Raw genomic sequence first — 25,016 nt, forward strand, 5'->3', positions numbered from 1 at the left:
CATCGCGAGCAGGCTCGCTCCCACAAGGACCCTGCGCAATCATTGATTCCTGTGGGAGCGAGCCTGCTCGCGAAGCGGCGCAACAGGCGCTGATGACCTGACAGACAACCACAAAAAAGCCCGGAACGGCTCACACCGTCCCGGGCTTTTTCATGCTCGCGGGTTTAGAACGCGCCCATGTAATCGCGCTTGCCTACTTCCACGCCGTTGTGACGCAGCAGTGCATAAGTGGTGGTGACGTGGAAGAAGAACTGCGGCAGGCCGTAGGTCAGCAGGTAGGTTTGACCGCTGAAGCGTTTTTCCTTCGGGGTGCCCGGACGGGTGACAATTTCAATGCCTTCCTTGCCATCGATCTGCTCGGGGCTGATGCCGTCGATGAAGGCCAGCACCTTGGCGATCAGCGCTTGCAGCTCAGCGAAGGTGGTCTCGCTGTCGTCATATTTTGGCACTTCGATCTCGGCCAGGCGCGCGGACACGCCCTTGGCGAAGTCGACGGCGATCTGCACCTGACGCACCAGCGGGAACATGTCCGGGAACAGGCGTGCTTGCAGGAAAGCGTTCGGATCGATGTTTTTCGCGGTGGCGTGGGCTTCGGCCTTGTTCAGCACATCACCCAGGGCGTTGAGCATCTGTTTGAAAACCGGGACGGAGGCGGCGTACAGGGAAATAGTCATGGCGATCTCATGCGGGTGGTAGGAGGAAACAAATCAAACGTCGGCGATTATAGCCACGCCTTGTTGCGCTCCTTGTCTTTTATTACGCAAGGATTAGGCTAGGCGGCTTCCACGGCATAGGGAAACGCGCAATGAGCATCGAAGAACAAAGCCAGGCCGAAGAACCACGGCTCAACAGCACGGAAATCCGCATCCTTGGCGCCCTGATCGAAAAACAGGCCACCAACCCCGAGACCTACCCTCTCACCCTCAACGCGCTAGTGCTGGCCTGCAACCAGAAGACCAGCCGCGAACCGGTGACGAATCTCAGTCCGGGCCAGGTCGGCCAGAGCTTGCGGGCCCTGGAAGGCCGCGGTTTTACCCGGCTGGTCATGGGCAGCCGCGCCGACCGCTGGGAGCACCGGGTCGACAAAGCGCTGGAGCTGGTGCCGGCCCAGGTGATCCTGATGGGATTGCTGTTCCTGCGCGGCCCACAGACCGTCAATGAACTGCTGACCCGCAGCGGCCGCATGCATGATTTCGAAGACACCGAGCAGGTTGTGCATCAGCTTGAGCGCCTGATCGCCCGAGGCCTGGCGCTGCTGGTGCCGCGCCAGGCCGGCCAGCGTGAAGACCGCTACATGCATGCCATGGGCGACCCCGCGGACATCGAGGCCATCCTCGCCGCCCGCCAATACCCGGTAGAACGCGGTGGCGCCGGCAGCGGCGTGTCACTGGAACGCCTTGAAGAGCTCGAAGCCCGGATCGCCGCGCTGGAGGAGCGTCTGGCGCGCCTGGAGTAATCAGGACCGGGCGAAAGCCACGGCCTTGTCGAATTGCTCCAGGTTGGGCCGCACGCCCGTGTACAGCACAAACTGCTCCAAGGCCTGGATCGCGATCACCTCCAGCCCGGTGATGACCCGCTTGCCTTCTGCCCGGGCCCGGACGATCAACGGCGTTTCCGACGGAATCGCCACCACGTCGAATACCGTCTCGGCTGCCACGAGGGCATCGGGCTCGAACGCCAGGTGGCCCGCTTCAGGACCGCCGGCCATGCCGATCGGCGTCACGTTGATCAGCATTTGTGGCCGGCGATCGCCCAGCTCGGCTTGCCATTCGTATCCCAGGGAGTCGGCCAGGGCTCGGCCGGTGGTTTCGTTGCGGGCGACGATCAGGCCATTTTTATAGCCGCCATCGCGCAAGGCACTGGCGACCGCCTTGGCCATGCCGCCGCTGCCACGCAGGGCGAAAGTCGAATCCTTGGGTACGGCATGGGTCTGCAGCAATTGGGCGACGGCAATGTAGTCGGTGTTGTAGGCCTTCAGATGGCCGTCAGTGTTGACGATGGTGTTGATCGACTGGATCGCGGCGGCGGAAGGATCCAACTCATCGACCAGGGCGATGCAGGCCTCCTTGAACGGCATCGACACGCCGCACCCGCGGATGCCCAAGGCGCGAATGCCACGCACCGCACCCGGCAGGTCGCGACTGCTGAACGCCTTGTAGTAAAAATTCAGGCCCAGTTGTTCATAGAGATGATTATGAAAGCGCAGGCCGAAATTGCCAGGGCGCCCCGATAGTGAGATGCACAGCTGGGTATCTTTGTTGGGGTTCATCTGCATGCTCGTCTCCTTGAAACACTTTCGGATAAACGCGATCGCCGTACCGACCGGTCCTGTTCGATGCTCAGACCTCGGGCGCAGCGCAGCGACTCGCCATCCGCTGTAAAAAAATCAGCCACAGACCTTACACAATATTTACCCAACGGCGGTGCAAATCCTGGGAAAATCGCTGTCAGAGCAAGTATCCCCGCGCCCCTAATCGGGTCTGTCGCAGGCCACAGGCGCCGGGGCCGGAACGAGGAATCGCCATGAAACGCAAACTTCCCATTATCGCCCTGCTCGTGGGGGCACTCGCGGTCACCGGCCAGGCATCCGCCCATGGTCGCGGTGGTTGGGAGGGTCCCGCGGTGTTTGGTGCAATCGTCGGCTCGGCCATTGTCGGCTCCGCGCTCATCAGCCGCGACCGACCGGTTTATGTCCAGCAACCGGTGTATGTCCAGCCACAACCGGTCTACGTGCAACAACCTGTCTATGTGCAGCAACCGCCACCGGTCTATTACGCGCCGCAACCGGTATACATCGAGCGCCCGGTCTACTATCGCCCGGCGCCGGTGTATTACGGGCCACCACGGGGCTATTACGATGGCCCGCCGCGCGGCCATTACGGTCGCTGGTAATCCGTTCAGGGTCATAAAAAAGCAGCCGGTGATCGATGATCACCGGCTGCTTTTGTTTCCACTCCTTGGCGATCGCCAGATCAGACGTGCTCGCTGCTCTTCAGCCGCACCGGGCCGTGCTCTTCCGGCGAGTGGGCGGGTTCCGCCACCACTGGAATCTCGTTGCCGTCGCAGTCATGCAATTTTCCGTCGCTGAAATAATCGCCCTCACGCAGTGCAGCCAGGTCCTGGTAGCGCAGCACCCGCTCGGTACCGGCGGCAAAAACTGACTGCTGGTCGGAGTTGCCGGTGGTGAAATGGTTGAACGCCAGGTTCAGGATAATTGCCATGATTGCCGAAGAACTGATCCCCGAATGGAAGATCGTCGCGAACCAGCTGGGGAAATGGTCGTAGAAGTTCGGTGCGGCGATCGGGATCATGCCGAAGCCAATGGAAGTGGCGACGATGATCAGGTTGACGTTGTTGCGGTAGTCAACCTTCGACAGGGTTCGGATACCACTGGCGGCAACCGTACCGAACAGCACGATACCAGCACCACCGAGCACCGAGGTCGGCACGGCGGCGATCACCCGCCCCATGAATGGCAGCAGCCCGAGCACCACCAGGAATATCCCGCCAGTTGCCACGACAAAACGGCTCTTGATACCGGTCACCGCCACCAGCCCGACGTTCTGGGCAAAGGCACTCTGGGTGAAGGAGCCAAAGATCGGGGCGATCATGCTCGACAGCATATCGGCTCGCAGACCATTGCCCAGACGGCGGGAATCGACCTTGGTGTCGATGATTTCCCCCACCGCCAGGATGTCAGCGGAGGTTTCCACCAGCGTCACCATGATCACGATGCACATCGACAGGATCGCGGCGATATGGAAAGTCGGCATGCCGAAGTGGAACGGCGTTGGAAACCCGAACATCGGGCCTTCGCTGACGGACGAAAAATCCGCCATGCCGAGGAATACCGCGATGACGGTGCCGATGACCATCGCCAGCAGGATCGACAGGCGGGAAATCGTCGCACTGCCCATTTTGCTCAGTACCAGCACCAGTACCAGGGTCAGCGCAGCCAGGCCGATGTTCGCCATGCTGCCGAAATCCGCGGCGTGGCTGTTGCCGCCCATGGCCCAGCGCGCCGCCACCGGCATCAGCGTCAGGCCTATGGTGGTGATGACGATGCCGGTGACCAGCGGCGGGAAGAACCGGGTGATGCGCGAGAATACTGGAGTGATCAACAAGCCGATCAGGGACGCCGCGATTACCGCACCAAGGATGGCCTGGAAGCCCCCTTCCCCGCCGGTTCCAACGATCGCCACCATGGTCGCGACGCCGGAGAACGAAACGCCCTGCACCAGCGGCAACTGGCAGCCAAAGAACGGCAGGCCAAGCGTTTGCAGCAACGTCGCCAGCCCTCCCGCGAACAATGACGCGGCGATCAGCAGACCGATGTCCGCCGGCGACAAGCCGGCCGCCTGGCCGATGATCAAGGGCACCGCGACGATGCCGCCGTACATGGTCAACACATGTTGCAGGCCGTAAGCCATATTCGCGCCGACGCCAAGGTTTTCGTCCTCGGGCCGTGGGAGTGAAACATGGGGCGTTTTCATGGTTCGGGGGTTCCCTGTTTTTTGTTATGCGCACACTGTATTCAAAAGTCAGGACAAATGTCCATAGAATTGTATACAACTTGTTGCGCACGGATCACAGACCAGGTTGCAAATCCCGAACCAGATTGCATTCAACTTCGCGCTATCAGCCCTTCCAGCGCCGGCCGCAGCAGTTCCCGTGGCGGCACCCGCAGCCCGAACTCCGTTTCCAGCAGGTCGATCAACTCATCGGCGTCCATGATTGTGCGTCGCTCGCTTTCGTGCCCGATCCGGTGCACGGCGTAGCTGTTGCCGTTGAGGGTCTTGCGCAACCCGTCGCCCGTGCGGGCGACCATCAACCGGTCCTTGAACGGGGAATCCGGATGACTGCAGACGTACCAATTGCCGACGATGTAATCGATCTCTTCCTGGCGCTGCAGGTCGAACAGGTACATCGGCCGCCATTCGCCTCCTACGTTGGCGCGCAGCATGTAGCCGTCTTCAGTGGTCTCGATGCGGTATGGCTCGTGAGGAGTGGCCTGGACCTCGCGACAGTCCAGCAACAATGGCGCGGTCGGCACCATGCCACCGAAGCCGACGTCGGTTACATAGCGCACGCCGTCAAGCGTCACCAGGCTCAAGCGATGGGTGCGTGCGGTCCAGGCGCCTTCAGGTGCGTTCATCACTACTCGCCCGGTAATGCCGCGGGCCTCGAAGCCCAGGTCCTGCAAAAGGGCCAGGAATAGCTGATTGAGCTCGTAGCAATAACCGCCGCGCCCTTGCTCGAAGATTTTTCGTTCCACCGACTCAAGGTCGATCGGCACCGGCTGCCCCAGCAGCGTCGCAAGGGTTTCGAAGGGGAACTCGGCCGTATGACGCCACTGCAACTGGCGCAACGAATCGAGCGTCGGGGGTGGCGCCGTGTCGAAACCCAGGCGCCGCAGATAACGACCGCAATCACTCAGTCGAGCTTGGTTCATGGGGTGTCCTTTCCTGTTCAGGTGCAGGGCTTGTGCAGGCACCCCGCCGTTGGCACAGGTATAAGGCATTTCCCCTGGGTGGACAATGATCCGGCGGCTTCAACGGTGCTTGCGCGAAGACAGACGAATCCACGTCGGGGCATGGTCGCTGGGGTGTGGCTGGTTCCTGACCCAGGCATCCACCCCCGCCTCGCTCAGGTAGGCACTGGCGGCAGGGTTGAGCAACAGGTGGTCGATACGTAACCCGGAGTTTTTTTGCCAGTGCTGGCGGAAATAGTCCCAGAACGTATAGATCCGTTCTTGCGGGTAGAGATGTCGCAGCGCATCCGTCCAGCCCTGGTCCAGCAGGCGCTGGTATCGCTCGCGGCTTTCCGGCTGCAACAGGGCATCCTTGAGCCAGGAGCGTGGGTTGTAGATGTCGAAGTCAGTGGGCACCACGTTGTAGTCGCCCGCCAGCACCACCGGGTGATCGCTGGCTTGTAGTCCCTGGGCATAATCGATCAGCCGCTCGAACCATGCCAGCTTGTAGTCGAACTTCGGACCAGGCTGCGGATTGCCGTTGGGCAGATAAAGGCAACCTACCAGGACGCCATGCACGGCTGCCTCGATATACCGACTGTGACTGTCTTCCTCTCCGCCCGGCAGGCCGCGCCGACTCTCCAGCGGTTGCGCATCGCGGGCCAGGATCGCGACGCCATTCCAGGAAGCCTGGCCGTGCCAGATCGACCCGTACCCGGCCGACTCAAGCTCCGCCGCCGGGAAATCCTTATCGGCAGCCTTCAACTCCTGCAAGCAGACGATGTCGGGTTTCTCCCGCTCCAGCCACTCCAGCAGGTTGGGCAGCCGAGCCCGGATACCGTTGATATTGAAGGTCGCGATTCGCAGCTTTTTCATGGGCAGGCAACTCGAAAAACCAAAGTACTAGCTGTGACCGATGACAAGCCGCGGAGGTTGCAACAACCGCTCAGGAGCCGGTTTTCGACAGGGGCGGAGCGCTCTCCAGCAGATGCGCGAACGCCTGCTTGTCGATGGGGCGGCTGAGAAAATAGCCTTGCACCTCGTGGCATTCATCCGAACCCAGCGTGCCCAGTTGGGCCAGGGTTTCGACACCTTCGGCGGTGACTGTCAGGCCCATGGCCTTGCCCAGGTTGATGATCGCCTGGACCACGGCGCGGTCGTTGCTGCTGTTGCCCATGGAGGCGATGAAGCGCTTGTCGATCTTGATGCCATCAAACGGATAGGTGCGCAAATAACCGAGCGACGAATAGCCGGTACCAAAATCATCCATGTTCAGGCGCACCCCCAGCTCCTTGAGCGCATTCATGACCTGGAGCGCACCGTCTACATCGTTCAGCATGACGTTCTCGGTGATTTCCAGCTCCAGGCGACTCGCCGGGAAGTGGGTTTCGATCAATACCTGGCGCACGTCCTCGACCACATCGCTGCGTTCGAATTGCGCAGGCGAGAGGTTGACCGAAACCATCAGCTCGCCCGGCCAGGTCAACGCGGTTTCGCAGGCCTCGCGTAACACCCAACGCCCAAGCGGGACAATCAGGTCGGTTTGCTCGGCCAGCGGGATAAACGCGTCGGGCCCCAGCAAGCCTTGGGTCGGATGTTGCCAACGGACCAGCGCCTCGACAGCGACGATGGTCTTGCCATCCACGGTATAGCGAGGCTGAAAATGCAGGACGAATTCGTTTTTCTTCAATGCCTGGCGGAGGTCGCTTTCCAGCTGGCGACGATGCTGGATCTGATCGTTCATGTGCGAGGCGAAGTAGCACCAGGTCTTCTTGCCCTCGGATTTGGCCTGGTACAGGGCGATGTCGGCGCAACGGATCAACTCGCCCGGCACATAACCTTGGCGCCGGCTTACGGCAATGCCGATGCTGGCGCCAATGTGCAACGAATGGGTCTCGTAATGGATCGGTTGCTGCAGGCTGTCGATCAGCCGTGCGCAAAACCGGTCGATTTCGGTGGAGTGCTCCACTCCGCTGAGCACCACCACGAACTCATCCCCACCCAGGCGCGCCACCAGATCGTGCTCTCGGGTGCAGTCGCGCAGGCGCTGGGCCACTTCCAGCAGCACCGCATCGCCGGCCGGGTGGCCCAGTGAATCGTTGATCGGCTTGAAGTTATCCAGATCCACCATCAGCAAGGCCAGCGGTACGGAATGCTCCTTGGCAAGCAATGCATCGTCCAGGTGCCGGGCCAACTTGTTTCGATTCGGCAAGCCGGTCAGCGCATCGTGCATCGACAGATGCTGGACCTGGGCGTGGGCGGCCACTTCATCGGTGATGTCGCTGGCGGTGCCGCGATAGCCCGTTACCACGGCCTTGTCGTAGATCGGCCGCGCCGATACCCGACAAAATCGCAACTGTCCGGAATGGTCGCGGTAGGAACACCGCAGGTTGCTGGCATTCTGTTCTTCGACCAGTTTGCCCAGCCACAAGGCAATCGGCGTGGTGTCGCAATACAGCAACTGTTCGATGTCCTGTCCCAGCCATTGCTGATCGGAAAAACCGGTAACGGTGTTGAAGCGCCCCGACAGATAGGTGATGCGCTGCTGGCTGTCGATTTCCCATATCCAGTCCGACGCCGCCTCCGCCACGGCACGGAAGCGTTCTTCGCTCGCCTGGAGCGCCTGCTTTGAGGTTTCCAGGCTGTCGTAGCTGGCGTCCACCTGTCGAGCGGTACGCATGGCATAGCGGAAAAAATAAGCGGTGAGCAACGCCAGGATCAGCAACGCCCCGCCCAATGGCGGAACCAGGGACCACAACAATTGGTGGCCTGGCCGCTCCAGCCGGGATACCAGGCTGTAACCGGTGCTATCCAGCGGTACGGCTGGCTGACCGGGCGCCAGCGCCGTATCTTTCACCAGGTTCAATTCGTTCAGGCCGTAGCTCTTGCCTACCTTGCGAAGCTTGACCGGCGTCAGCTGGTCGACAAAAAGCAGCACCGACGTCCCCTTGGCCTCGACCTGAGGACGTTCGTCGTTGGGCAGGATCACCGAAGCCGTGACGATGGCCGGCCAGCCTTCGAACAAGGTGTAGCGGATCATGGGCCTGGTCAGGTCCGGTTGCGCCTGGAGCTGATCGACAAGGTCCCTCAGCGGTGTATCGATGTAGGCCGTCGCCTCTGCCTGGACATTTTGTCCCCGCACCACCGCATATTTGGTGCGTTCACGGTCGATGACGAACACCCCTTCGTATTCATCGTTGGTGAACAGGGTCTTGCCGATGTTCTGTTCGGCATAGGCCCATTGCACATCGACCTCGCCGTTAAGACGCTCATAGCCGGTAGTCCAGTAGGCGTAACTGGCCATGTAGTTTTTCGACGCGGTGATGCGATTCTCGAGCGCGCGCTCAATGTAGAAGTGGGTCTTGCCCACGTCGTCCGCGTCCAGCTTTTGCGCAATGTTGAACAGCGCGGCGACAGCCATCAGGACACCCATTACGAACAGCACGCCGACCGCCACCACCAGGCGACGGGTAATCGGCGTGTGACGCGTGACGTCAGGGGGGATATCGGCAGCGGTGTCCATTGACCTGCTCCTGTCCTACGGCGTTGGCTTCGCCGTGCAAACTTCACTGCATGAACTGCGTTTGACCCTTGGGTTTTCTTAACCTTAGCAGCCGCTGCCGCGTCAGTTGGCGAGCCTACAGAGTTTGACGAAAAGGGCTACGCGCCGCCTGTGGGTTGAACAATGGACCTCGATCCGCCGCCGATGATTCCGACGAATCTCAGCGATCGGAACGCTCCAGCGCATCGAACGAGTCTTCCCTGGACAACGCCGCGACACAGTTGCGACCGCTGTGTTTGGCCTGATACAGCGCCGCATCGGCTCGCTGGATGAAGACTTCCGTACTGTCCAGGCTGCTGGGCACGAAGGCATGGCAACCCAGGCTCACCGTCAGGTAGCCGGAGGGGGCAGCCGAATGGGTAATCTGCCTGTCGATGACGCGGCGGCGGATCTGTTCGGCCAATGCCATGGCGCCGTGCAGGTTGGTATCGGGCAGCAGGACAGCAAACTCTTCGCCACCAAAACGCACCGCCAGGTCGGCCTTGCGATGACAGCAGTCCTTGAGCACCTTCGCGACCTCCGCCAGGCAATGATCACCCGCGACATGCCCGTAGGTATCGTTGTAGCGCTTGAAAAAATCGATGTCGAGCATGATCAGGCTCAGGGGGCTGCGCTGGCGGGCGCCTCGGCCGAACTCGATGCCCAGGGCCCGCTCGAACAGCCGGCGGTTCGCCAGCCCGGTCAGGCTGTCATGAGTGGCGATCAGCTCCAGCGCTTGCTGGGCCTTGCGCAGGTCCGCTTCAATCCGCTCGCTGTTACGCACCTGATGCACGAAAACCCAGCCAAACAGACAGATACCCAGCACCACCAAGGCCACGATCAGGCTCGATTGCACCGCCCGGTCATACCAGCCCGCCAGGATCGCTGACTCGGACATCGCGGCAACGACCACCAGTGGGTAGGCTTGCAGATGCCGATGGCCATAGAGCCTGACGATATTATCGGTGTCGGAGCGGATCATCTCATCGCCGGAAGCCCCCACCACCGGATCGTGCTGGAAAATATGATGCCGCGCCATGGACGCACCAATCAGCGCCTCGTCGAAGGGCCGGCGCGCCAGCAAAGTCCCATCGGACAACGCCAGGGCCATCTCGCCTTGGTCATCGAGATTAAAACTCTTCAGGAACTGGTCGAAATACGACATTTTGATCCCGGCCATCAGCACGCCCTGGAAATTGCCTTTGCGGTCATTCAGCCGACGGGAAACGGGGATGATCCATTCGCCGTTCTGCCGGCTGCGGATCGCCGGGCCGATATGGGCGACGAGCGAGGCATTCTCCTGGTGAAACTGGAAATACTCGCGATCCGCGATACCGGATCCCCGGTGCAGCTTTTCAAACGAGGTGATGATCCACTGGCCGCTCTTGTCGAACAGAAACAGGCCATGCAGTTGTTCCAGAGATTGCACGCGCCGGGCGAATGTCTGTTGCAGGCGCGCGCGCACGGCCGGGCCGTAGCCATCGATCTGAATCCCGTCTGCCAGGCTGCCGAGCACGAGATCGGCCTGCAGGAAAGTATCCTGGGCCTGCTGGGCCATGGCACGGGTAAGGTTGGCCGAAGCAATCCGCGCCGACTCCAGGTCGTGACGACGAGATTGCTCCAGTTGCAGATAGAGCAAACCGCAGAGGCACAGGCAAACCGCCGCAATAAATGCCACCGCAGCCTTGAGCAATGGCAGGCGCTTGAGGGTGCCGCCGGGCGCATGGAGCGGATCGTTGATGGGGATAGGCAAGCGAATTCCTGAAGAGGGCAAAGCATGAGCAAAACGCTCAAAGCCCCCAATATTCGTGAGCTTAGCGTACCGCTTGGAGGCCGGCAATTTGCCAGTGGGGCGAAGTCGATGGATGGCGCAGTGGATCCAAAATCCCCCTCATCATCTGGCAATTCCGCCGCCCCTTGGCGCGTTTTTTTTACACGCGAACCTTACCGGGGGCTATCTAAAACGTGTCTCGCCCCATAACGTAGGTGGCCTTTATATCAAGGCCCCGCGGACCATGAGCACTCCGAACCCGAGCACTGTAGAACAGGTACAGACCAGACCGTCGACCGTCAGCCTGCGAGAGGCCTTCTGGTTCTGGCTGAAACTGGGTTTCATCAGCTTCGGCGGACCGGCGGGCCAGATCTCGATCATGCACCAGGAATTGGTGGAGCGTCGGCGCTGGATCTCCGAGCGTCGCTTCCTCCACGCCTTGAACTACTGCATGCTGCTGCCCGGCCCCGAGGCCCAGCAACTGGCGACGTACCTGGGCTGGCTGATGCATCGAACCTGGGGCGGAGTAATCGCCGGGGCGTTGTTCGTCCTGCCTTCGCTGTTCATTCTCATCACATTATCCTGGCTATACGTCGCCTTTGGCGAAGTGCCGGTGGTGGCCGGCATTTTTTATGGCATCAAGCCCGCTGTGACGGCGATCGTCGTGCATGCCGCGCACCGGATAGGCTCGCGCGCGCTCAAGAACAACTGGCTGTGGGCAATCGCCGCCGCGTCGTTTACGGCGATCTTCGCCTTCAACGTACCGTTCCCGCTAATCGTACTGGGGGCGGCGGTCGTCGGTTACTTCGGCGGTCGCTGGGCACCGGCAAAGTTCAGCCTGGGCGGCCACGATGCCAGGCACAAGTCGTTCGGCCCGGCCCTGATCGATGACGATACACCGACCCCGGAACACGCTCGTTTCAGTGCCACCCGCCTGGCCCGACTGCTGATCGTCGGGGCGCTGCTGTGGATTCTGCCGATAGGCCTGTTGACCGCGATGTTTGGTTGGGAAGGAACCTTGACGCAGATGGCCTGGTTCTTTACCAAGGCGGCACTGCTGACTTTCGGCGGCGCCTATGCGGTTCTGCCCTACGTGTATCAAGGCGCCGTCGGACATTTCGGCTGGCTGACACCGACCCAGATGATTGACGGCCTGGCCCTGGGCGAAACCACTCCGGGACCGCTGATCATGGTAGTCGCGTTCGTCGGTTTCGTCGGGGGTTTCGTGACGCAGGTGTTCGGCCCCGAACAGGCGTTTCTGGCGGGCGCGGTTGCGGCCACGCTGGTGACCTGGTTCACCTTCCTGCCCTCGTTCCTGTTCATCCTGGCCGGCGGTCCGCTGGTGGAATCGACCCATGACGAGTTGAAATTCACCGCGCCGCTCACAGCGATCACCGCGGCGGTGGTGGGGGTGATTCTCAACCTCGCCTGCTTCTTTGGTTATCACGTGCTCTGGCCCAAGGGCTTACACGCAGCACTGGACTGGCCATCGGCAATTCTTGCAGTCGCGGCGTTCATTGCACTGTTCCGCTATAAACGCGGCGTCATCCAGGTGTTGCTGGCCTGCGGCCTGGCCGGGCTGGCGGTGCATCTGCTGCGCTAAGAGAGACGCTTGAGTCAGATCAGCGGCCCATGCCCGGGGCCGCTGACGGCAAGAAAATTGAACGGGCCTCTGCCACCTGCGAACTAACCAAGTTCATGGCCCGGCCGGTGCGGCCAGGGCACAACCTGAACAGAAATGGCACAGGTGATCCATCCATGGACTCAAGCTCCCTCGATATTTTTACCGACACCCAGGTACTGGGCATTTCCATCGCCAATTGGCTGCTGGCAGTGAGCGTGATGACGGTGAGTTTCATCATCGCCAGGGCTGGCGTCGGTTTTCTGTTGAAAAACGTGCGTGCCCGGGCACAAAAACCCGACGCTTATGTCAGCCACATCGCCGTCGAAGTACTGTCCAGTACCAGCAATACCTTGTTATTGCTGGCCTCGATCCTGATCGGCGTTGGCGTACTGGACTTGCCGGAACGCTGGCTGAGTCGAGTCAGCAGCCTCTGGTTCGTGGTGGCGGCCCTGCAAGTGGGATTATGGGCAAACCGAGCGATCGCCCTGGCGTTGATGCATTATTTCGCCCGCCACAGCCACTCCGACATCCATCAGAAAAGCGCCTTAGCCACCCTGAGCCTGTGGGGCGCGAAAGTATTTCTCTGGGCGGTGGTGCTCTTGGCGATGCTTTCCAACCTGGGCGTGAACATCACGGCGTTCGTTGCCAGCCTCGGCGTGGGCGGCATCGCCGTGGCGCTCGCGGTGCAGAATATCCTCGGGGACCTGTTCGCTTCGCTGTCGATTGCCGTGGACAAACCTTTCGAAGTCGGCGACTTCATCGTCGTCGGCTCCCTGGCCGGGACCGTGGAACATGTCGGCCTGAAGACCACGCGAATCCGCAGCCTGGGTGGCGAGCAGATCGTCATGGCGAACGCCGGCATGATCAGCACCACCATCCAGAACTACAAACGCCTCCAGGAGCGCCGCATCGTCTTCGAATTCGCCCTGCCCCAGGAATGCTCGACAGAACAACTGCGGCAAGTGCCCGTCATCGTCGAGAAGATCATCAAGGCCCAGGAAAAGACCCGCTTTGACCGCGCGCATTTTCGTGGTTTCGGCGAAAGCGCGCTGGAATTCGAAACGGTCTATATCGTGCTGGACCCCAGCTACAACGTCTACATGGACATCCAGCAGGCAATCAACCTGGGCATGATGGAAGAGTTCGCCAGGATCGGCGTGCGCTTCGCGATGCCGTCGCGCGCCGTGCATGTGGCTTCGTTGCCGGATGCGGTGGAGCGGATGGCCAGCAGAGGCAACGAGAGGCCCCCCACGCAAAGCGCTCCCTCGTTTCGGGCGCAACACTGAGTCCACGCAGACGTTGGAGATTGCCGTTACAACTCACCAGATGAATAGGGGAGCTGCGTCCTATAGCATTGTCCGCCGGTAAGCCAATGGCGTACATTAGCTATGATTTTTATTGAAACCCCAATATTTACCCGGCGGGTCAGGGAGTTGACTGATGATCTATCCGAAAAACGAACAGCAAGACTTGACGGCTGATCAACGCAAGGCGTTGAAAATGATCGTCGAGCAATGGAGATAACCATGAGCAGATTTTTCGATGAGCTGATCGAAAGCGTGCAACAGATGGATGAGATTGTCCGAGGAGAGCGTCAGCCGTCCCGGGAATTCATCGTCGATGCGCTGCAGGTGAAGGAGATACGAAAAGCCACCGGCCTGACCCAAGCCAAGTTTGCAGCATTGATCGACGTTCAGTTGGGCACGCTACGCAATTGGGAGCAAGGGCGGCGCGAGCCAACCGGTCCCGCGAAAGCTCTGTTGCGCGCCATTCATAACGACCCTGAACACGTCATCAATGCCCTCGCCATATAGGTCACCAGATTCGAAAGGATACTCGCATATGGCTGCGAAACGCCCGAAATCAGCTCGCTGCGCAAAACGAAACCGCGCCATGACCCAGCGCAACTGAGCCCCCCACTCCATCAGCTACGCTCAACCTATCACCACGACAGGGAATCGACATGAGCAAGGCAGACGAACTCGCGGCGAAGCTGAGGCAGGCCCAACGAACCCCAGCCGACATCGACAACTGCGCCGACCTGGCCATCGAACACTGGCCCGGCCAGGTCTATGACTTGTACCGTCAGATCGAAACGTGGCTCGCGCCGGTGTGCGAGGCGGGCCTGGTTATCCGGCGCAATCCGACCCACGTCTTCGAGCGCCACTCCAGCGGTTCGACGTACAACTACGCCATTGACCAATTGGTGATCGAGGGCAACCACCGGCGCATCTCGCTCGATCCGATCGCCCGCTTCTCCACCAGCGCAGAGGGATGCATCGAAATCCATATGCAAGGCGTGAAGCACTGCATCCTGCGCACCGTGGGCACGCATGGCGAATCGCTTTGGCAGCTGCGGCCGGCCGGGCAACACACCGAACCCGTAGCGCTGAATGAAGATGCTCTTCTCTTGATCATCGAGGAAGGGTTGGGGCTTTAAAGCAAATGGGCGACCTATCGAGTCGCCCATTACTGAAGAGAGGAGGATCAGCCGGCAGCCGACTCAAATGCTGCATCGGGCCCGCTTTGCACGGGATTGCCAGGCGTAGCCGTATGCCGGCCGACCAGGACCGCCAAGGCGTTATCGATCTCGTCAGCCGCGCCTTGAGCGTGCTGGGCATCCGCCCAGCTCCAGTAGCGCTCGGACACCAGCCCGCCCACAGCCTGCGCGCAAAGTTCATCACAACTGACGCCCATCTTGCCCGCGGCCGCAATGACCGCCAGGAGCGCCTGCTCCAATTGGGAAATTCTTTCAGTAGACACAACTAACCAACTCGGTAGGTAACGAGCTTGAAGCTTACCAAGATATCAATATGCCACCAAACTGCAGGCGCCCAACGGTCTCGTCCAGCTTCGGTTGCCCGATAACATCAGGGATTTTTTTCCCCTGCTTATGGATCAACGAAGCCTGCATTGGTTTCGATCAGTTTGACTCTCGCACCGCGCCATATGTCGCGTCGCTCGACGCTTGCGAAGACTTGCGAGCCGCGGCACGGGCCGCCAGCATGGTCAGCACCGCCGCAACGACCAACACGGCCGCGCTGGTTTCAAACGTCGCCCGATAACCGCTCAGGTCGAACAGGACGCCACCCACCGTGGCACCAGACGCAATGGCGAGCTGGACGATCGCCACCATCAATCCGCCGCCGGCCTCGGCATTTTCCGGCAACGTCCTGGCCAGCCAGGTCCACCAGCCAACAGGCGCCGCCGTTGCCACCAGCCCCCAGACACCCAGCAGCACCGCGGTCATTACCACTGACCCGCCGAACGCAACCAGCGCAAGAGCGACTGCCGCCATCAACAACGGGATGACGATGAGGGTCCGATACAGGCCGTTCCTCAAGAACGAACCGATCAGGAAGGTTCCGAACAAACCGGCCAGGCCAATCACCAACAACATGAACGACAACAGCGACACGCTCACCTGCGTCACCGTTTCGAGGAAGGGACGCAGATAGGTGAACAACATGAACTGGCCCATGAAGAACGTGCTGACGGCCAGCATGCCCAACGCAACCGGCGCCTGGGTCATCAGTTTGAAAGGATTGCCGCTGTCCTGCTTCACCCGCGAGGGCAGCGAGGGCAGGCTCAACAGCAACCACGCCAGGGCGAGCGCGGCGACGGGGACGATGCAGAAGAACGCGCCACGCCAACCGATGATTGCGCCCAGGAAGCTGCCCAATGGCGCAGCGACTACCGTCGCCAAGGCATTGCCGCCGTTGACGATGGCCAATGCGCGGGGGACTTTGTCCTCCGGCACCAGGCGCATGGCCGTAGCCGCCGACAGCGACCAGAAGCCGCCAATCGCAACGCCGATCAAGGCGCGGCCGACCATGAACGTCACGTAGTCGGGGGCCAGCGCAGCCACTGTGCCGGAAACTATCATCAGCAGTGTCAATGCCGAGAGCAGCCATTTGCGGTCGACCCGGGCGGCAATCGAGGCGACGAACAGGCTGGTGACCAGGGCGAAGGCGCCGGAGACGGCGATGCCTTGGCCGGCCTGCCCTTCGCTGACATGAAGGTCCGCCGCTACCGGTGTCAGCAGGCTGACCGGCATGAATTCCGAGGCGACCAGCGCGAAGGCAGCCAACGACATGGCAAGCACCGCGCCCCACGCAGGCTTACCCCGCGGGGTGGGCGATAAAGTATGGGTCATGGGTAACAACCTGAAATTTATGGAAGGGTTAGAAACCCTTGGGCGAGCGAGCTCGTTCGCGATGACGGCGGCGCAATCCGCGCACAGGCGACTGGAACACCGCGATCGCGAGCAGGCCCGCTCCCGCATCAATCGGGCCTGAACGCTTTGAGACTTACATTCAACCGGCCAACGTAGCGTTGTCGATCACGAAGCGATACTTGACGTCGCCCTTGAGCATCCGCTCGTAGGACGCGTTGATCTGATCGGCACGAACCAGCTCGATCTCGGCAACGATGCCGTGCTCAGCGCAGAAATCCAGCATTTCCTGAGTTTCGGCAATCCCACCGATCATCGAGCCGGCAATGGTTCGACGCTTCAGGATCAAGTTGAAGACATTGGGCGACGAATGAGGCGTCGCCGGAGCGCCCACCAGGGTCATCGCGCCGTCGCGCTTGAGCAATACCAGGAAAACGTCGAGGTCGTGGGGCGCCGCCACGGTGTTGAGGATGAAGTCGAAGCTCTTGGCGTGGGCGGCCATTTCATCAGCATTGCGCGACACGATGACTTCATCGGCGCCCAACTGCCGGGCGGCCTCGCGCTTGGATTCCGAAGTGGTAAACGCCACGACGTGTGCGCCCATCGCGTGAGCGAGTTTGATGCCCATATGCCCCAGGCCACCGATCCCGACCACGCCAACTTTCTTGCCCGGCCCGGCGTTCCAGTGACGCAATGGCGAATAGGTGGTGATGCCCGCACAAAGCAGTGGCGCGACGGCGGCCAATTGCTCTTCGGGGTGACGGATGCGCAGCACATAACGCTCATGCACCACGATGTTCTGCGAGTAGCCACCCAGGGTCCAGCCCGGTTCATCCGGCGTCGGGAAGTTGTAGGTACCGATCATGCCGTCGCAGTAGTTTTCCAGGCCGCTTTGGCAGTCCTCGCAATGCTTGCAGCTGTCGACAATACAGCCGACGCCGACCAGATCCCCAGTCTTGAACGCGGAAACACGGGCGCCCACCGCCGACACGCGGCCGACGATTTCGTGGCCGGGGACGCAAGGGAACTGAGTGCCTGCCCACTCGGCGCGCACCTGGTGCAGGTCCGAGTGGCAGATCCCACAAAAGGCGATGTCGATTTGCACGTCATGCGCGCCGGGTGCGCGGCGATTGATTTGCATCGGTTCAAGGGGTTTGTCGCCCGCGTGGGCGCCGTAGGCTTGTACACGCATGAGATGACTCCTTGTTGAGTTGAATTCGACTGGCAGTTTCAGGGACCGGCGCCATTCGCCGGTAGAACATTTCGTTGAAGTTCTTGCCCGATCCTGTGAGCCTGCTTATTTGCCGTAGGCAGCGCTTCGCTTGGCGAGTTAAGGTTCTGCCTATAACTATCACCCCGACAGACAATCGACATGACCAGCCACGGCAAATCGCCGCAAAAGATGCTCGCGGACCTCATCGCTCCCCGGACCACAGAATCGGGAGACGTCGAAACGTCGATGCCCGGCCTCTGCCTCTTCCGGCGCGACGCCCCTGCCCCGCCCGCGACCTGCATGATCGAACCGAGCATCGTCCTCGTCGCCCAAGGGATGAAGCAGGTCTGGATTGGTGGCCAGGCGTATGGTTACGACACCGGGCGATTCCTGATGACTTCACTGGATATGCCGGCGAACTCCGAAGTGATGGTCGCGAGCCCGGAACAGCCATGCCTGGGCCTGGTCCTGAGGCTGGATTTGCGCATGGTTGCCGATCTGGTCGCCCAAGGCGGGCTGGCGCCGCGTCTTGAGCGCCCGGTCGGGATTGGTGCGGGCATCGGCACCAGCACAGCGGACTTCCTGGCGCCGTTCGTACGCCTGCTGGCATTGCTGGATGAACCCGAGGCGATCCCCATCCTGGCGCCGCTGATCCAGCGCGAGATCCATTACCGATTACTGATGAGCGACCAGGCGGCGCGGCTGCGCCAGATCGCGTCCGTCGACAGCCAGGGCTACCGGATCGCCAAGGCCATCGACTGGCTGAAGTTGAACTACGCCGCGCCAATCCGCGTGGATGACCTGGCGGCGCGGGTGCAGATGAGCGCCCCGACCTTTCACCATCACTTCCGCCAGCTCACGGCGATGAGCCCCCTGCAATATCAGAAGTGGCTGCGGCTAAACGAAGCAAAACGGCTGATGCTCAACGAACAGCTGGACGTGGCCAACGCCGCCTACCGAGTGGGTTACGAAAGCCCCTCGCAGTTCAGCCGCGAATACGCCCGCCTGTTCGGTGCGTCGCCCAAGCGGGACATTGCGGCGTTGCGCAGGCCGATTACATCCGGCAGATAAAGCCACGGATGAGCGCATGGACTGATCTTGAAATGAATGAATCTCAAAACCCTGAAACGAGGACACACACTTCGCCGTATGGTTGAGGCAGTCGCCTTGGCTGACCAGACGAAAGAGCTGACGCAGGGTCTTTTTTATACATATAGAATATGCATAATGAAAACATTCAGAGTTCAGTATGACCCGGCGAAAAACGTTGCGAACAAACGGAAACACAAAGTAAGCCTGGCGGACGCCGAAGCCGTATTTTATGACGATATGGCCCTTGAACGTGAGGACAACGATCATGATGAAAAACGGTGGATTATCATGGGGCAAGACGCAACTGGTCGTGTCCTCGTCATTGCGTACACCTACCGCGAGCCGGATTTCGTTCGCGTCATCAGCGCCCGCGTAGCATCCAAAAATGAACTTCATCAGTACCTGGGGGGTGACCTATGAAAGAAGAATATGATTTCAGCACCGCCAAGCGCGGGCCCGTTGCGAGCAGTAAAGGCAAGACTCGCATCACCATCATGCTTGACGACGACGTGATCGAAGCGGCTCGCGAGTGCGCCGAAAGCGCTGGCACTGGGTATCAAACCCTCATCAACAATCTGCTGCGTCAGGCCCTGGTGTCTGAAACTGCCCACAACCTGGCACCAGCAGCAGCTCGGAAGCGGGAGCGGACAGTCAAGCCCTATGCAAATGGTATCACCCGATCCGACGTGAAGGATCTGGAGAAAAGGCTAGCCGCCATGACTGATGAATTGCATAAGATGAAGGATGCACCTAAGCCCCGCAAAACCAAGGCATTAGTATGATCTAAGAAACACTGGTTCACTCGGAACAAGGCGCCGCCTTAAACCGGTGCCTCTACCACGCCCCCTACGACAATCCGCTTACCCATCTTCTCCCCCACCTCCGACGCCTGCCCATCCCTCTGCTTCCCCTGCCGCGCCTGCCCCACCAGTAAAGGAATCAATTCCCCCTCGGGCAAATGCTTCCAGAACCGCCCGGGCATGTGCTGGCGCAACGCGGTCGGGTTGAGCCTCGCCGGGTTGAAGATGTGCCTGTAATAGGTACGCCACAACTCGGCGCCGGGGTCTTCGGCGTGGCGGGCCCATTGTTGCCATTGCGCGGGGCAGTGGCGCTGGTAATCCAGCGATTGGCCGTCGAAACGAATACCGTCGCGAGGCGTTGCAATCAGCCAGCGTTGCCGACCAAGCCGCTCGGCAAAATGGCCGCTCGCGCTCTCAAGGATGTCGTGCGCCGGCTGGTGGAACGCCACCAGGTCCAACTGCAATTGTTCTGCCACGGCTGGCGGCAAGGGAATGAAGCGCACGAAGGCGTGCAAGTGATGAGCCTCGCGACTGACCTGCTTGATGCGCCGTTGCAACTCGCTGCCCAGGCGATCTCCCGCGAGCATGGCGGTGCGGTCGCCATGGGCTACGCGCCAGAGCACCTCGTACAACAGGTTCCAGCGCTGTTCGCCGTGATAACGACTGGCCTGTTGCAACTGGCTCAACAACGCTGCCGGGACGCGAGTGCGGAACGGACCCGGGCCTTGCGGCAAGGGCGTCGGCATTGCCAACAGATCGGCCATGGGGCCCTGGGCCCAAGTCACGTCACTGGGGTCTATTCCGTGACCAAGCAACGTCCGGGCTTGGTCGCGCCAGATGGCGAAATCGTCATCGCAATCCAGCGCGATCATCCCCACAGCCCCATTTGCACAGGCCTTTGCGGATCGCGCAAACGTGCCCGCAGCAAGCCGCTGCGCGTTTGCGCGTCAGCGGGCCGGTAATCGCTGGTCACAATGAACGGGCGGGCCTTTTCCAGCACGCAGCGCAACTGCACCAGATCGTCATACCGAATCCGCCGCTCCCTGCGCAGCGTCACCAGGCGCTGCACGCTACGCAGGCCTATCCCGGGAATGCGCGCCAGCAGCGCCGGCTCGGCACGGTTGAGGTCGAGTGGAAACACATCGCGATTAGCCAGCGCCCAGGCCAGCTTCGGGTCGATGTCCAGGTCCAGGTTGCTGGACGTGTTCAACAGTTCGCCCGCCTTGTAGCCGTAGCCACGCATCAGGAAGTCGGCTTGATACAGCCGATGCTCACGCAGCAACGGCGGCGCGGCGAGCGGCACACTGGCGGGGCTGTCGGGAATCGGACTGAAGGCGGAATAGTAGACCCGCCGCAAACCATAGCCCTGGTAGAGCGACTCGGCGTTGCTCAGGATGGCATGGTCGTCGGTGGCATCCGCTCCCACGATCACCTGGGTACTCTGCCCGGCCGGCGCAAAGCGCGGCGCCCGCGGCTCGCCAGCCACCGCCTGCTGACCGTCATGGATGGTGCCCATGGCCTGACGAATCGTGATCAATTGCTTTTCCGGCGCGAGGCGCTTGAGGCTCACCTCGGAGGACAGTTCGATGTTCACACTCAGGCGATCCGCTAGCCGACCCGCCTCCTCGATCAATAGCGGATCGGCATCGGGAATGGTCTTGAGGTGAATGTAGCCTCGGAATTGATGCTCCTCCCGCAGCAAGCGCGCCACGCGAACCAGTTGCTCCATGGTGTAATCGGCCGAGCGAATGATGCCGGAACTCAGGAACAGCCCGCTGATACAATTGCGACGATAGAAATCCAGCGTCAACCGCACCACTTCCTCCGGCGTAAAGCGCGCCCTCGGCACGTTGCTGGAACGACGGTTGACGCAATACTGGCAGTCGTACAGACAGAAATTGGTCAGCAGCACCTTGAGCAGCGAGACACAGCGCCCATCCGGCGTGTAGCTATGGCAGATCCCCATGCCATCCGTGGCCCCAAGCCCGTCGCGACCACGCGAACTGCGCTTGGGCGCCCCACTGCTGGCACACGACGCGTCATATTTGGCGGCGTCTGCAAGAATGCCGAGCTTGGCGATGAGCTGCATGGAGAATTCCCGAATACTGGATGCATGAACAGTATTTGGAGATACGCCGATATGCAAGCCCCGTTGGTCAATCCGTTTGCCGATGGAAGACTGAGCCCGACCGCGACATAGGCCTTGCCGGGGCGATGGGCTATAATTCGCCAACCAACGCGATTCGAGGTCCACCCCGATGGGCACTGTCAGCCTGGAAACAAAAAAGGCCTACGCGGCCAGGACTCGCCGGTCCAACTACGCGGCCAGCCTGCGCCTGGAAGGGTTCAAGGTGTCTGCGCAAGACAGCGAAGACAAGCTGCCTTCCCGTGAGGAAGTCCTGAAGACCTTCACCAAGACTCGAGCCTGATGCCCGACAAATACGGCGTCGGCGAAGACGCCTATTGTTATCCGGGCTCCACGGTCCTGCGCAATAAACTCGATATCCGCGATGAACAGACCTTGAGCGAAGCCGAACAACAGCTCTCGGCCATCGCTGCGAGCCATGTCGAATTCAACCCTCCTCCTTACAGCCTGCCTTATTTGCAGAATATTCATCGAGCGCTGTTCTCGGACCTGTTCGAATGGGCCGGAGCGCTGCGGACCGTTGGCATGGCCAAGCAAGCCACGCGTTTTTGCCAACCTGAATACATGGAAAAGGAAGCCAACAAGATATTCGCCAACCTGGCGGCGTCGAACTGGTTCGAGGGATTGAGCAGAACAGAGCTGATCATCGCCGTGGCAGATGCCTATTCCGATATCAACATCATCCACCCATTCCGCGAAGGCAACGGCCGCGCCCAGCGCATCCTGTTTGAACACCTCATCATGAATGCCGGATTCGAGATCAGTTGGTGGGGGATCGATAAGGACGAATGGATCGACGCCAATATCGCGGCTTATAACTGTGTGCTGGCCCCCATGGAGGCGGTTTTTGAGAAGTGCATTGGGGAAATGATTCAGACCTGAGCCGCGGACAGTTGCACTTCATCACTGATAAACTGCGCCGATCCGCCCTTCTGATCCAAATTCCCCAATGCCTTTACACGCCGCTCCGCTGTCCCGCCGCTTTTCTGTTGCGCCCATGATGGACTGGACTGACCCCCATTGCCGCTACTTCCTGCGCATCCTCTCCAAACATGCCCTGCTCTACACCGAGATGGTCACCACCGGCGCCCTGCTCAACGGTGATCACGAGCGTTTCCTGCGTCACCACGAAGCCGAGCACCCGCTGGCCCTGCAATTGGGCGGCAGTGTTCCCGCCGAATTGGCCGCCTGCGCGCGAATGGCCGAGGAACATGGCTACGATGAGGTCAACCTGAATGTAGGTTGTCCGAGCGACCGGGTGCAGAACAACATGATCGGCGCCTGCCTGATGGGCCATCCCGGGCTGGTGGCCGATTGTGTGAAGGCCATGCGTGATGCGGTATCGATTCCAGTGACGGTGAAGCACCGAATCGGAATAAATGGTCGAGACAGCTACGAACAATTGTGCGATTTCGTCGGGACAGTGCGTGAGGCCGGGTGCGGCAGTTTTACCGTGCATGCGCGAATCGCCATTCTGGAGGGGTTGTCGCCCAAGGAGAACCGCGACATTCCACCGCTACGTTATGACGTGGTGGCGCAGCTGAAAGCTGACTTCCCTGAGCTGGAAATCGTCCTCAACGGCGGCATCAAGACGCTGGAGGCGTGTCATGAACACCTGCGGACGTTCGACGGGGTGATGCTGGGACGCGAGGCATACCACAACCCTTATCTGCTGGCCGAAGTGGACCAGCAATTGTTCGGCAGCACTGCGCCGGTCATCAGCCGCGCCGAGGCCTTGGCGCAATTGCGGCCTTATATCGCCGCGCACTTGGCGGCTGGAGGCGCCATGCATCACATCACCCGGCATGTGCTGGGGCTGGGCACGGGATTTCCGGGGGCGCGGCGGTTCCGGCAGTTGTTGTCGGTGGACATTCACAAGACCAAGGATCCGTTGGCGCTCCTGGATCAGGCCGGGCAGTTGCTTGAAGGGCGCTAACCATCACTTGCTTTGAACCTGAGCGCTGTTTTGGCATCGTATCTACCGATAGTTGCCCCGGCCTTTCAAACAGCCGTTTCCGGGTTGTTGCCGCTGGGGCCATCGATACCTCTTCACGCCCTTGAGTGGCTGCCGGCCCTCGGGTAATGTCAACGGACCCATAGGACAGAGCACGCTCATGACTTCCAAGCTGGAACAACTCAAGCAGTTCACTACCGTCGTGGCCGATACCGGCGACTTCGAAGCCATCGCCCGCATCAAACCGGTGGACGCCACCACCAACCCTTCCCTGCTGCTCAAGGCTTCGGCCATTCACGGTTATGCCGAGCTGCTGAACGCCTGCGTGGCGGACTGCAAGGGCGACGTGGGCCTGGCCAGCGACCGTTTTGGTGTAGCGGTCGGGCAAGAAATCCTCAAGGTGATCCCGGGGCGCATCTCCACCGAAGTGGATGCACGCCTGTCGTTCGACACCGAGGCCATGTTGAAGCGCGCCCATCGCTTGGTCGACCTGTACGAAAAGGCCGGTGTGGGCCGGGATCGCGTGCTGATCAAGATCGCCTCCACCTGGGAAGGCATCCGCGCCGCCGAGCAACTGGAGCGCGAAGGCATCCAGTGCAACCTGACGCTGCTGTTCTCCTTCGCCCAGGCCGCGGCCTGCGCCGACGCCGGTGTGTTCCTGATTTCGCCATTCGTGGGCCGTATCTATGACTGGTACAAAAAGGCCAACGGCAATGACTACACCGGGGCCGACGATCCCGGCGTGCAGTCGGTGACGCGCATCTACAACTACTACAAGGCCAATGACTACAAGACCGTGGTCATGGGCGCCAGCTTCCGTAATCTCAACCAGATCGAGCAACTGGCCGGCTGCGACCGCTTGACCGTCAGCCCCGAACTGCTGGAAAAACTGGCCGCCGACGAGGGCAAGCTGGAACGCAAGCTGGCGCCTGGCCAGGCCGGGGAAGCGCGCCTGAGCCTCAATGAGGCGCAGTTCCGCTGGTTGTCCAACGAGGATGCCATGGCAACCGAGAAACTGGCTGAAGGCATTCGTCAGTTCGCTCGGGACCAGGAGAAGCTGGAAGCGTTGCTGCAAGCCAAGCTTTGAGCTGAACCGGCGGCATGCAAAAGGGCGAACCTGGATGGGTTCGCCCTTTTTTGTTCTGTTTGGCTCAAGAGATATGGCGGATCGATAAACGCCATTGCGAGCAAGCTCGCTCCCACAGTTTCTGACCGAGTCCAACCTTGATCC

General features: G+C 60.7%; 26 protein-coding genes. 14 read left to right on the plus strand and 12 right to left on the minus strand.

Translation table 11 applies throughout. The features are described 5' to 3' along the window. Positions 1-164: 164 nt before the first annotated feature. Positions 165-674, minus strand: coding sequence for a DUF1993 domain-containing protein (locus tag M1E16_RS18055; protein WP_458128048.1), 510 nt, complete (start codon positions 672-674; stop codon positions 165-167). Positions 675-805: 131 nt separating this feature from the next. On the opposite strand from M1E16_RS18055, the gene M1E16_RS18060 reads away from it, so the two are divergent. Then, positions 806-1,456, plus strand: coding sequence for a YceH family protein (locus M1E16_RS18060; protein ID WP_458128049.1), 651 nt, complete (start codon positions 806-808; stop codon positions 1,454-1,456). Here the strand turns inward: M1E16_RS18060 and M1E16_RS18065 are convergent, their stop codons facing one another. Beyond that, a complete protein-coding gene (locus M1E16_RS18065) occupies positions 1,457-2,275 on the minus strand; it encodes a shikimate 5-dehydrogenase (protein WP_458128050.1) in 819 nt (272 codons plus the stop codon). A gap of 248 nt (positions 2,276-2,523) precedes the next feature. On the opposite strand from M1E16_RS18065, the gene M1E16_RS18070 reads away from it, so the two are divergent. Then, complete coding sequence (locus tag M1E16_RS18070) at positions 2,524-2,892, plus strand: hypothetical protein (RefSeq protein WP_434629937.1); 369 nt, start codon at positions 2,524-2,526, stop codon at positions 2,890-2,892. An 80-nt stretch (positions 2,893-2,972) separates the two neighbouring features. Here the strand turns inward: M1E16_RS18070 and M1E16_RS18075 are convergent, their stop codons facing one another. From M1E16_RS18075 to M1E16_RS18095, 5 genes are all read right to left on the minus strand, one after another. Next, positions 2,973-4,493: a nucleobase:cation symporter-2 family protein gene (locus M1E16_RS18075; RefSeq protein WP_458128051.1), complete on the minus strand. Its 1,521-nt coding sequence runs from the start codon at positions 4,491-4,493 to the stop codon at positions 2,973-2,975. A gap of 131 nt (positions 4,494-4,624) precedes the next feature. Then, positions 4,625-5,452, minus strand: coding sequence for an arylamine N-acetyltransferase family protein (locus tag M1E16_RS18080; RefSeq protein ID WP_458128052.1), 828 nt, complete (start codon positions 5,450-5,452; stop codon positions 4,625-4,627). Between the two features lie 99 nt (positions 5,453-5,551). Next, positions 5,552-6,346, minus strand: a complete 795-nt coding sequence (xth, locus tag M1E16_RS18085; protein ID WP_458128053.1) for an exodeoxyribonuclease III — start codon at positions 6,344-6,346, stop codon at positions 5,552-5,554. 70 nt (positions 6,347-6,416) lie between these two features. Then, a complete protein-coding gene (locus tag M1E16_RS18090) occupies positions 6,417-8,993 on the minus strand; it encodes a bifunctional diguanylate cyclase/phosphodiesterase (protein WP_458128054.1) in 2,577 nt (858 codons plus the stop codon). Between the two features lie 199 nt (positions 8,994-9,192). After that, positions 9,193-10,764, minus strand: coding sequence for a diguanylate cyclase (locus tag M1E16_RS18095; RefSeq protein ID WP_458128055.1), 1,572 nt, complete (start codon positions 10,762-10,764; stop codon positions 9,193-9,195). A 262-nt stretch (positions 10,765-11,026) separates the two neighbouring features. On the opposite strand from M1E16_RS18095, the gene chrA reads away from it, so the two are divergent. The 4 genes from chrA to M1E16_RS18115 all read left to right on the plus strand — a co-directional run bounded on the left by chrA (position 11,027) and on the right by M1E16_RS18115 (position 14,846). Further along, on the plus strand, positions 11,027-12,385 hold the full coding sequence (chrA, locus tag M1E16_RS18100) for a chromate efflux transporter (protein WP_458128056.1): 1,359 nt from the start codon (positions 11,027-11,029) through the stop codon (positions 12,383-12,385). Between the two features lie 155 nt (positions 12,386-12,540). Then, positions 12,541-13,692 (plus strand): mechanosensitive ion channel family protein, encoded by a 1,152-nt coding sequence (locus M1E16_RS18105; protein ID WP_458128057.1) that lies wholly within the window; start codon positions 12,541-12,543, stop codon positions 13,690-13,692. A 240-nt stretch (positions 13,693-13,932) separates the two neighbouring features. Further along, entirely contained in the window at positions 13,933-14,220 is a 288-nt protein-coding gene (locus M1E16_RS18110; protein WP_458128058.1) for a helix-turn-helix domain-containing protein, read from the plus strand. Between the two features lie 149 nt (positions 14,221-14,369). Beyond that, positions 14,370-14,846: a hypothetical protein gene (locus M1E16_RS18115; RefSeq protein WP_458128059.1), complete on the plus strand. Its 477-nt coding sequence runs from the start codon at positions 14,370-14,372 to the stop codon at positions 14,844-14,846. Positions 14,847-14,893: 47 nt separating this feature from the next. Here the strand turns inward: M1E16_RS18115 and M1E16_RS18120 are convergent, their stop codons facing one another. Both M1E16_RS18120 and M1E16_RS18125 read right to left on the minus strand, forming a co-directional pair. After that, positions 14,894-15,169, minus strand: a complete 276-nt coding sequence (locus M1E16_RS18120) for a hypothetical protein (protein WP_434697327.1) — start codon at positions 15,167-15,169, stop codon at positions 14,894-14,896. A gap of 160 nt (positions 15,170-15,329) precedes the next feature. Further along, entirely contained in the window at positions 15,330-16,562 is a 1,233-nt protein-coding gene (locus M1E16_RS18125; protein WP_458128060.1) for an MFS transporter, read from the minus strand. Between M1E16_RS18125 and M1E16_RS18130 the strand changes: the two genes are divergently transcribed. Next, a complete protein-coding gene (locus tag M1E16_RS18130; RefSeq protein WP_458128061.1) occupies positions 16,561-16,704 on the plus strand; it encodes a hypothetical protein in 144 nt (47 codons plus the stop codon). The genes M1E16_RS18125 and M1E16_RS18130 overlap by 2 nt on opposite strands. Before the next feature lie 18 nt (positions 16,705-16,722). Here M1E16_RS18130 and M1E16_RS18135 read toward each other — a convergent pair whose 3' ends face one another. Continuing rightward, entirely contained in the window at positions 16,723-17,772 is a 1,050-nt protein-coding gene (locus M1E16_RS18135) for an NAD(P)-dependent alcohol dehydrogenase (protein WP_458128062.1), read from the minus strand. Positions 17,773-17,952: 180 nt separating this feature from the next. Between M1E16_RS18135 and M1E16_RS18140 the strand changes: the two genes are divergently transcribed. The 3 genes from M1E16_RS18140 (at position 17,953) to M1E16_RS18150 (ending at position 19,667) form a co-directional block, all read left to right on the plus strand. After that, the gene (locus M1E16_RS18140) at positions 17,953-18,864 is read left to right on the plus strand and encodes an AraC family transcriptional regulator (protein ID WP_434697325.1); all 912 of its coding nucleotides are present in this window, start codon (positions 17,953-17,955) and stop codon (positions 18,862-18,864) included. A 156-nt stretch (positions 18,865-19,020) separates the two neighbouring features. Further along, positions 19,021-19,305, plus strand: a complete 285-nt coding sequence (locus M1E16_RS18145; protein WP_434697969.1) for a BrnT family toxin — start codon at positions 19,021-19,023, stop codon at positions 19,303-19,305. Continuing rightward, positions 19,302-19,667: a BrnA antitoxin family protein gene (locus M1E16_RS18150; protein WP_458128063.1), complete on the plus strand. Its 366-nt coding sequence runs from the start codon at positions 19,302-19,304 to the stop codon at positions 19,665-19,667. Before M1E16_RS18145 ends, M1E16_RS18150 begins: the two co-directional genes overlap by 4 nt. A 38-nt stretch (positions 19,668-19,705) precedes the next feature. On the opposite strand, the gene M1E16_RS18155 is transcribed toward M1E16_RS18150, so the two are convergent. Continuing rightward, positions 19,706-20,557 carry a TIGR03915 family putative DNA repair protein gene (locus M1E16_RS18155; RefSeq protein WP_458128064.1) on the minus strand — a complete coding sequence of 284 codons (852 nt, stop codon included), beginning with the start codon at positions 20,555-20,557 and terminating at the stop codon, positions 19,706-19,708. Then, positions 20,554-21,774 (minus strand): putative DNA modification/repair radical SAM protein, encoded by a 1,221-nt coding sequence (locus M1E16_RS18160; protein ID WP_434573140.1) that lies wholly within the window; start codon positions 21,772-21,774, stop codon positions 20,554-20,556. Before M1E16_RS18160 ends, M1E16_RS18155 begins: the two co-directional genes overlap by 4 nt. A 169-nt stretch (positions 21,775-21,943) precedes the next feature. On the opposite strand from M1E16_RS18160, the gene M1E16_RS18165 reads away from it, so the two are divergent. The 4 genes from M1E16_RS18165 (at position 21,944) to tal (ending at position 24,872) form a co-directional block, all read left to right on the plus strand. Next, a complete protein-coding gene (locus M1E16_RS18165) occupies positions 21,944-22,114 on the plus strand; it encodes a YhfG family protein (RefSeq protein ID WP_434601288.1) in 171 nt (56 codons plus the stop codon). After that, on the plus strand, positions 22,114-22,713 hold the full coding sequence (locus M1E16_RS18170) for a putative adenosine monophosphate-protein transferase Fic (RefSeq protein ID WP_434697322.1): 600 nt from the start codon (positions 22,114-22,116) through the stop codon (positions 22,711-22,713). The genes M1E16_RS18165 and M1E16_RS18170 overlap by 1 nt, the downstream gene beginning before the upstream one ends. Before the next feature lie 67 nt (positions 22,714-22,780). Then, positions 22,781-23,767, plus strand: a complete 987-nt coding sequence (dusA, locus tag M1E16_RS18175; protein WP_458128065.1) for a tRNA dihydrouridine(20/20a) synthase DusA — start codon at positions 22,781-22,783, stop codon at positions 23,765-23,767. A gap of 178 nt (positions 23,768-23,945) precedes the next feature. Next, positions 23,946-24,872: a transaldolase gene (gene tal / locus M1E16_RS18180; RefSeq protein ID WP_305500037.1), complete on the plus strand. Its 927-nt coding sequence runs from the start codon at positions 23,946-23,948 to the stop codon at positions 24,870-24,872. The last annotated feature ends 144 nt before the right edge of the window (positions 24,873-25,016 follow it).

This window comes from Pseudomonas sp. Z2-11, assembly GCF_054161305.1.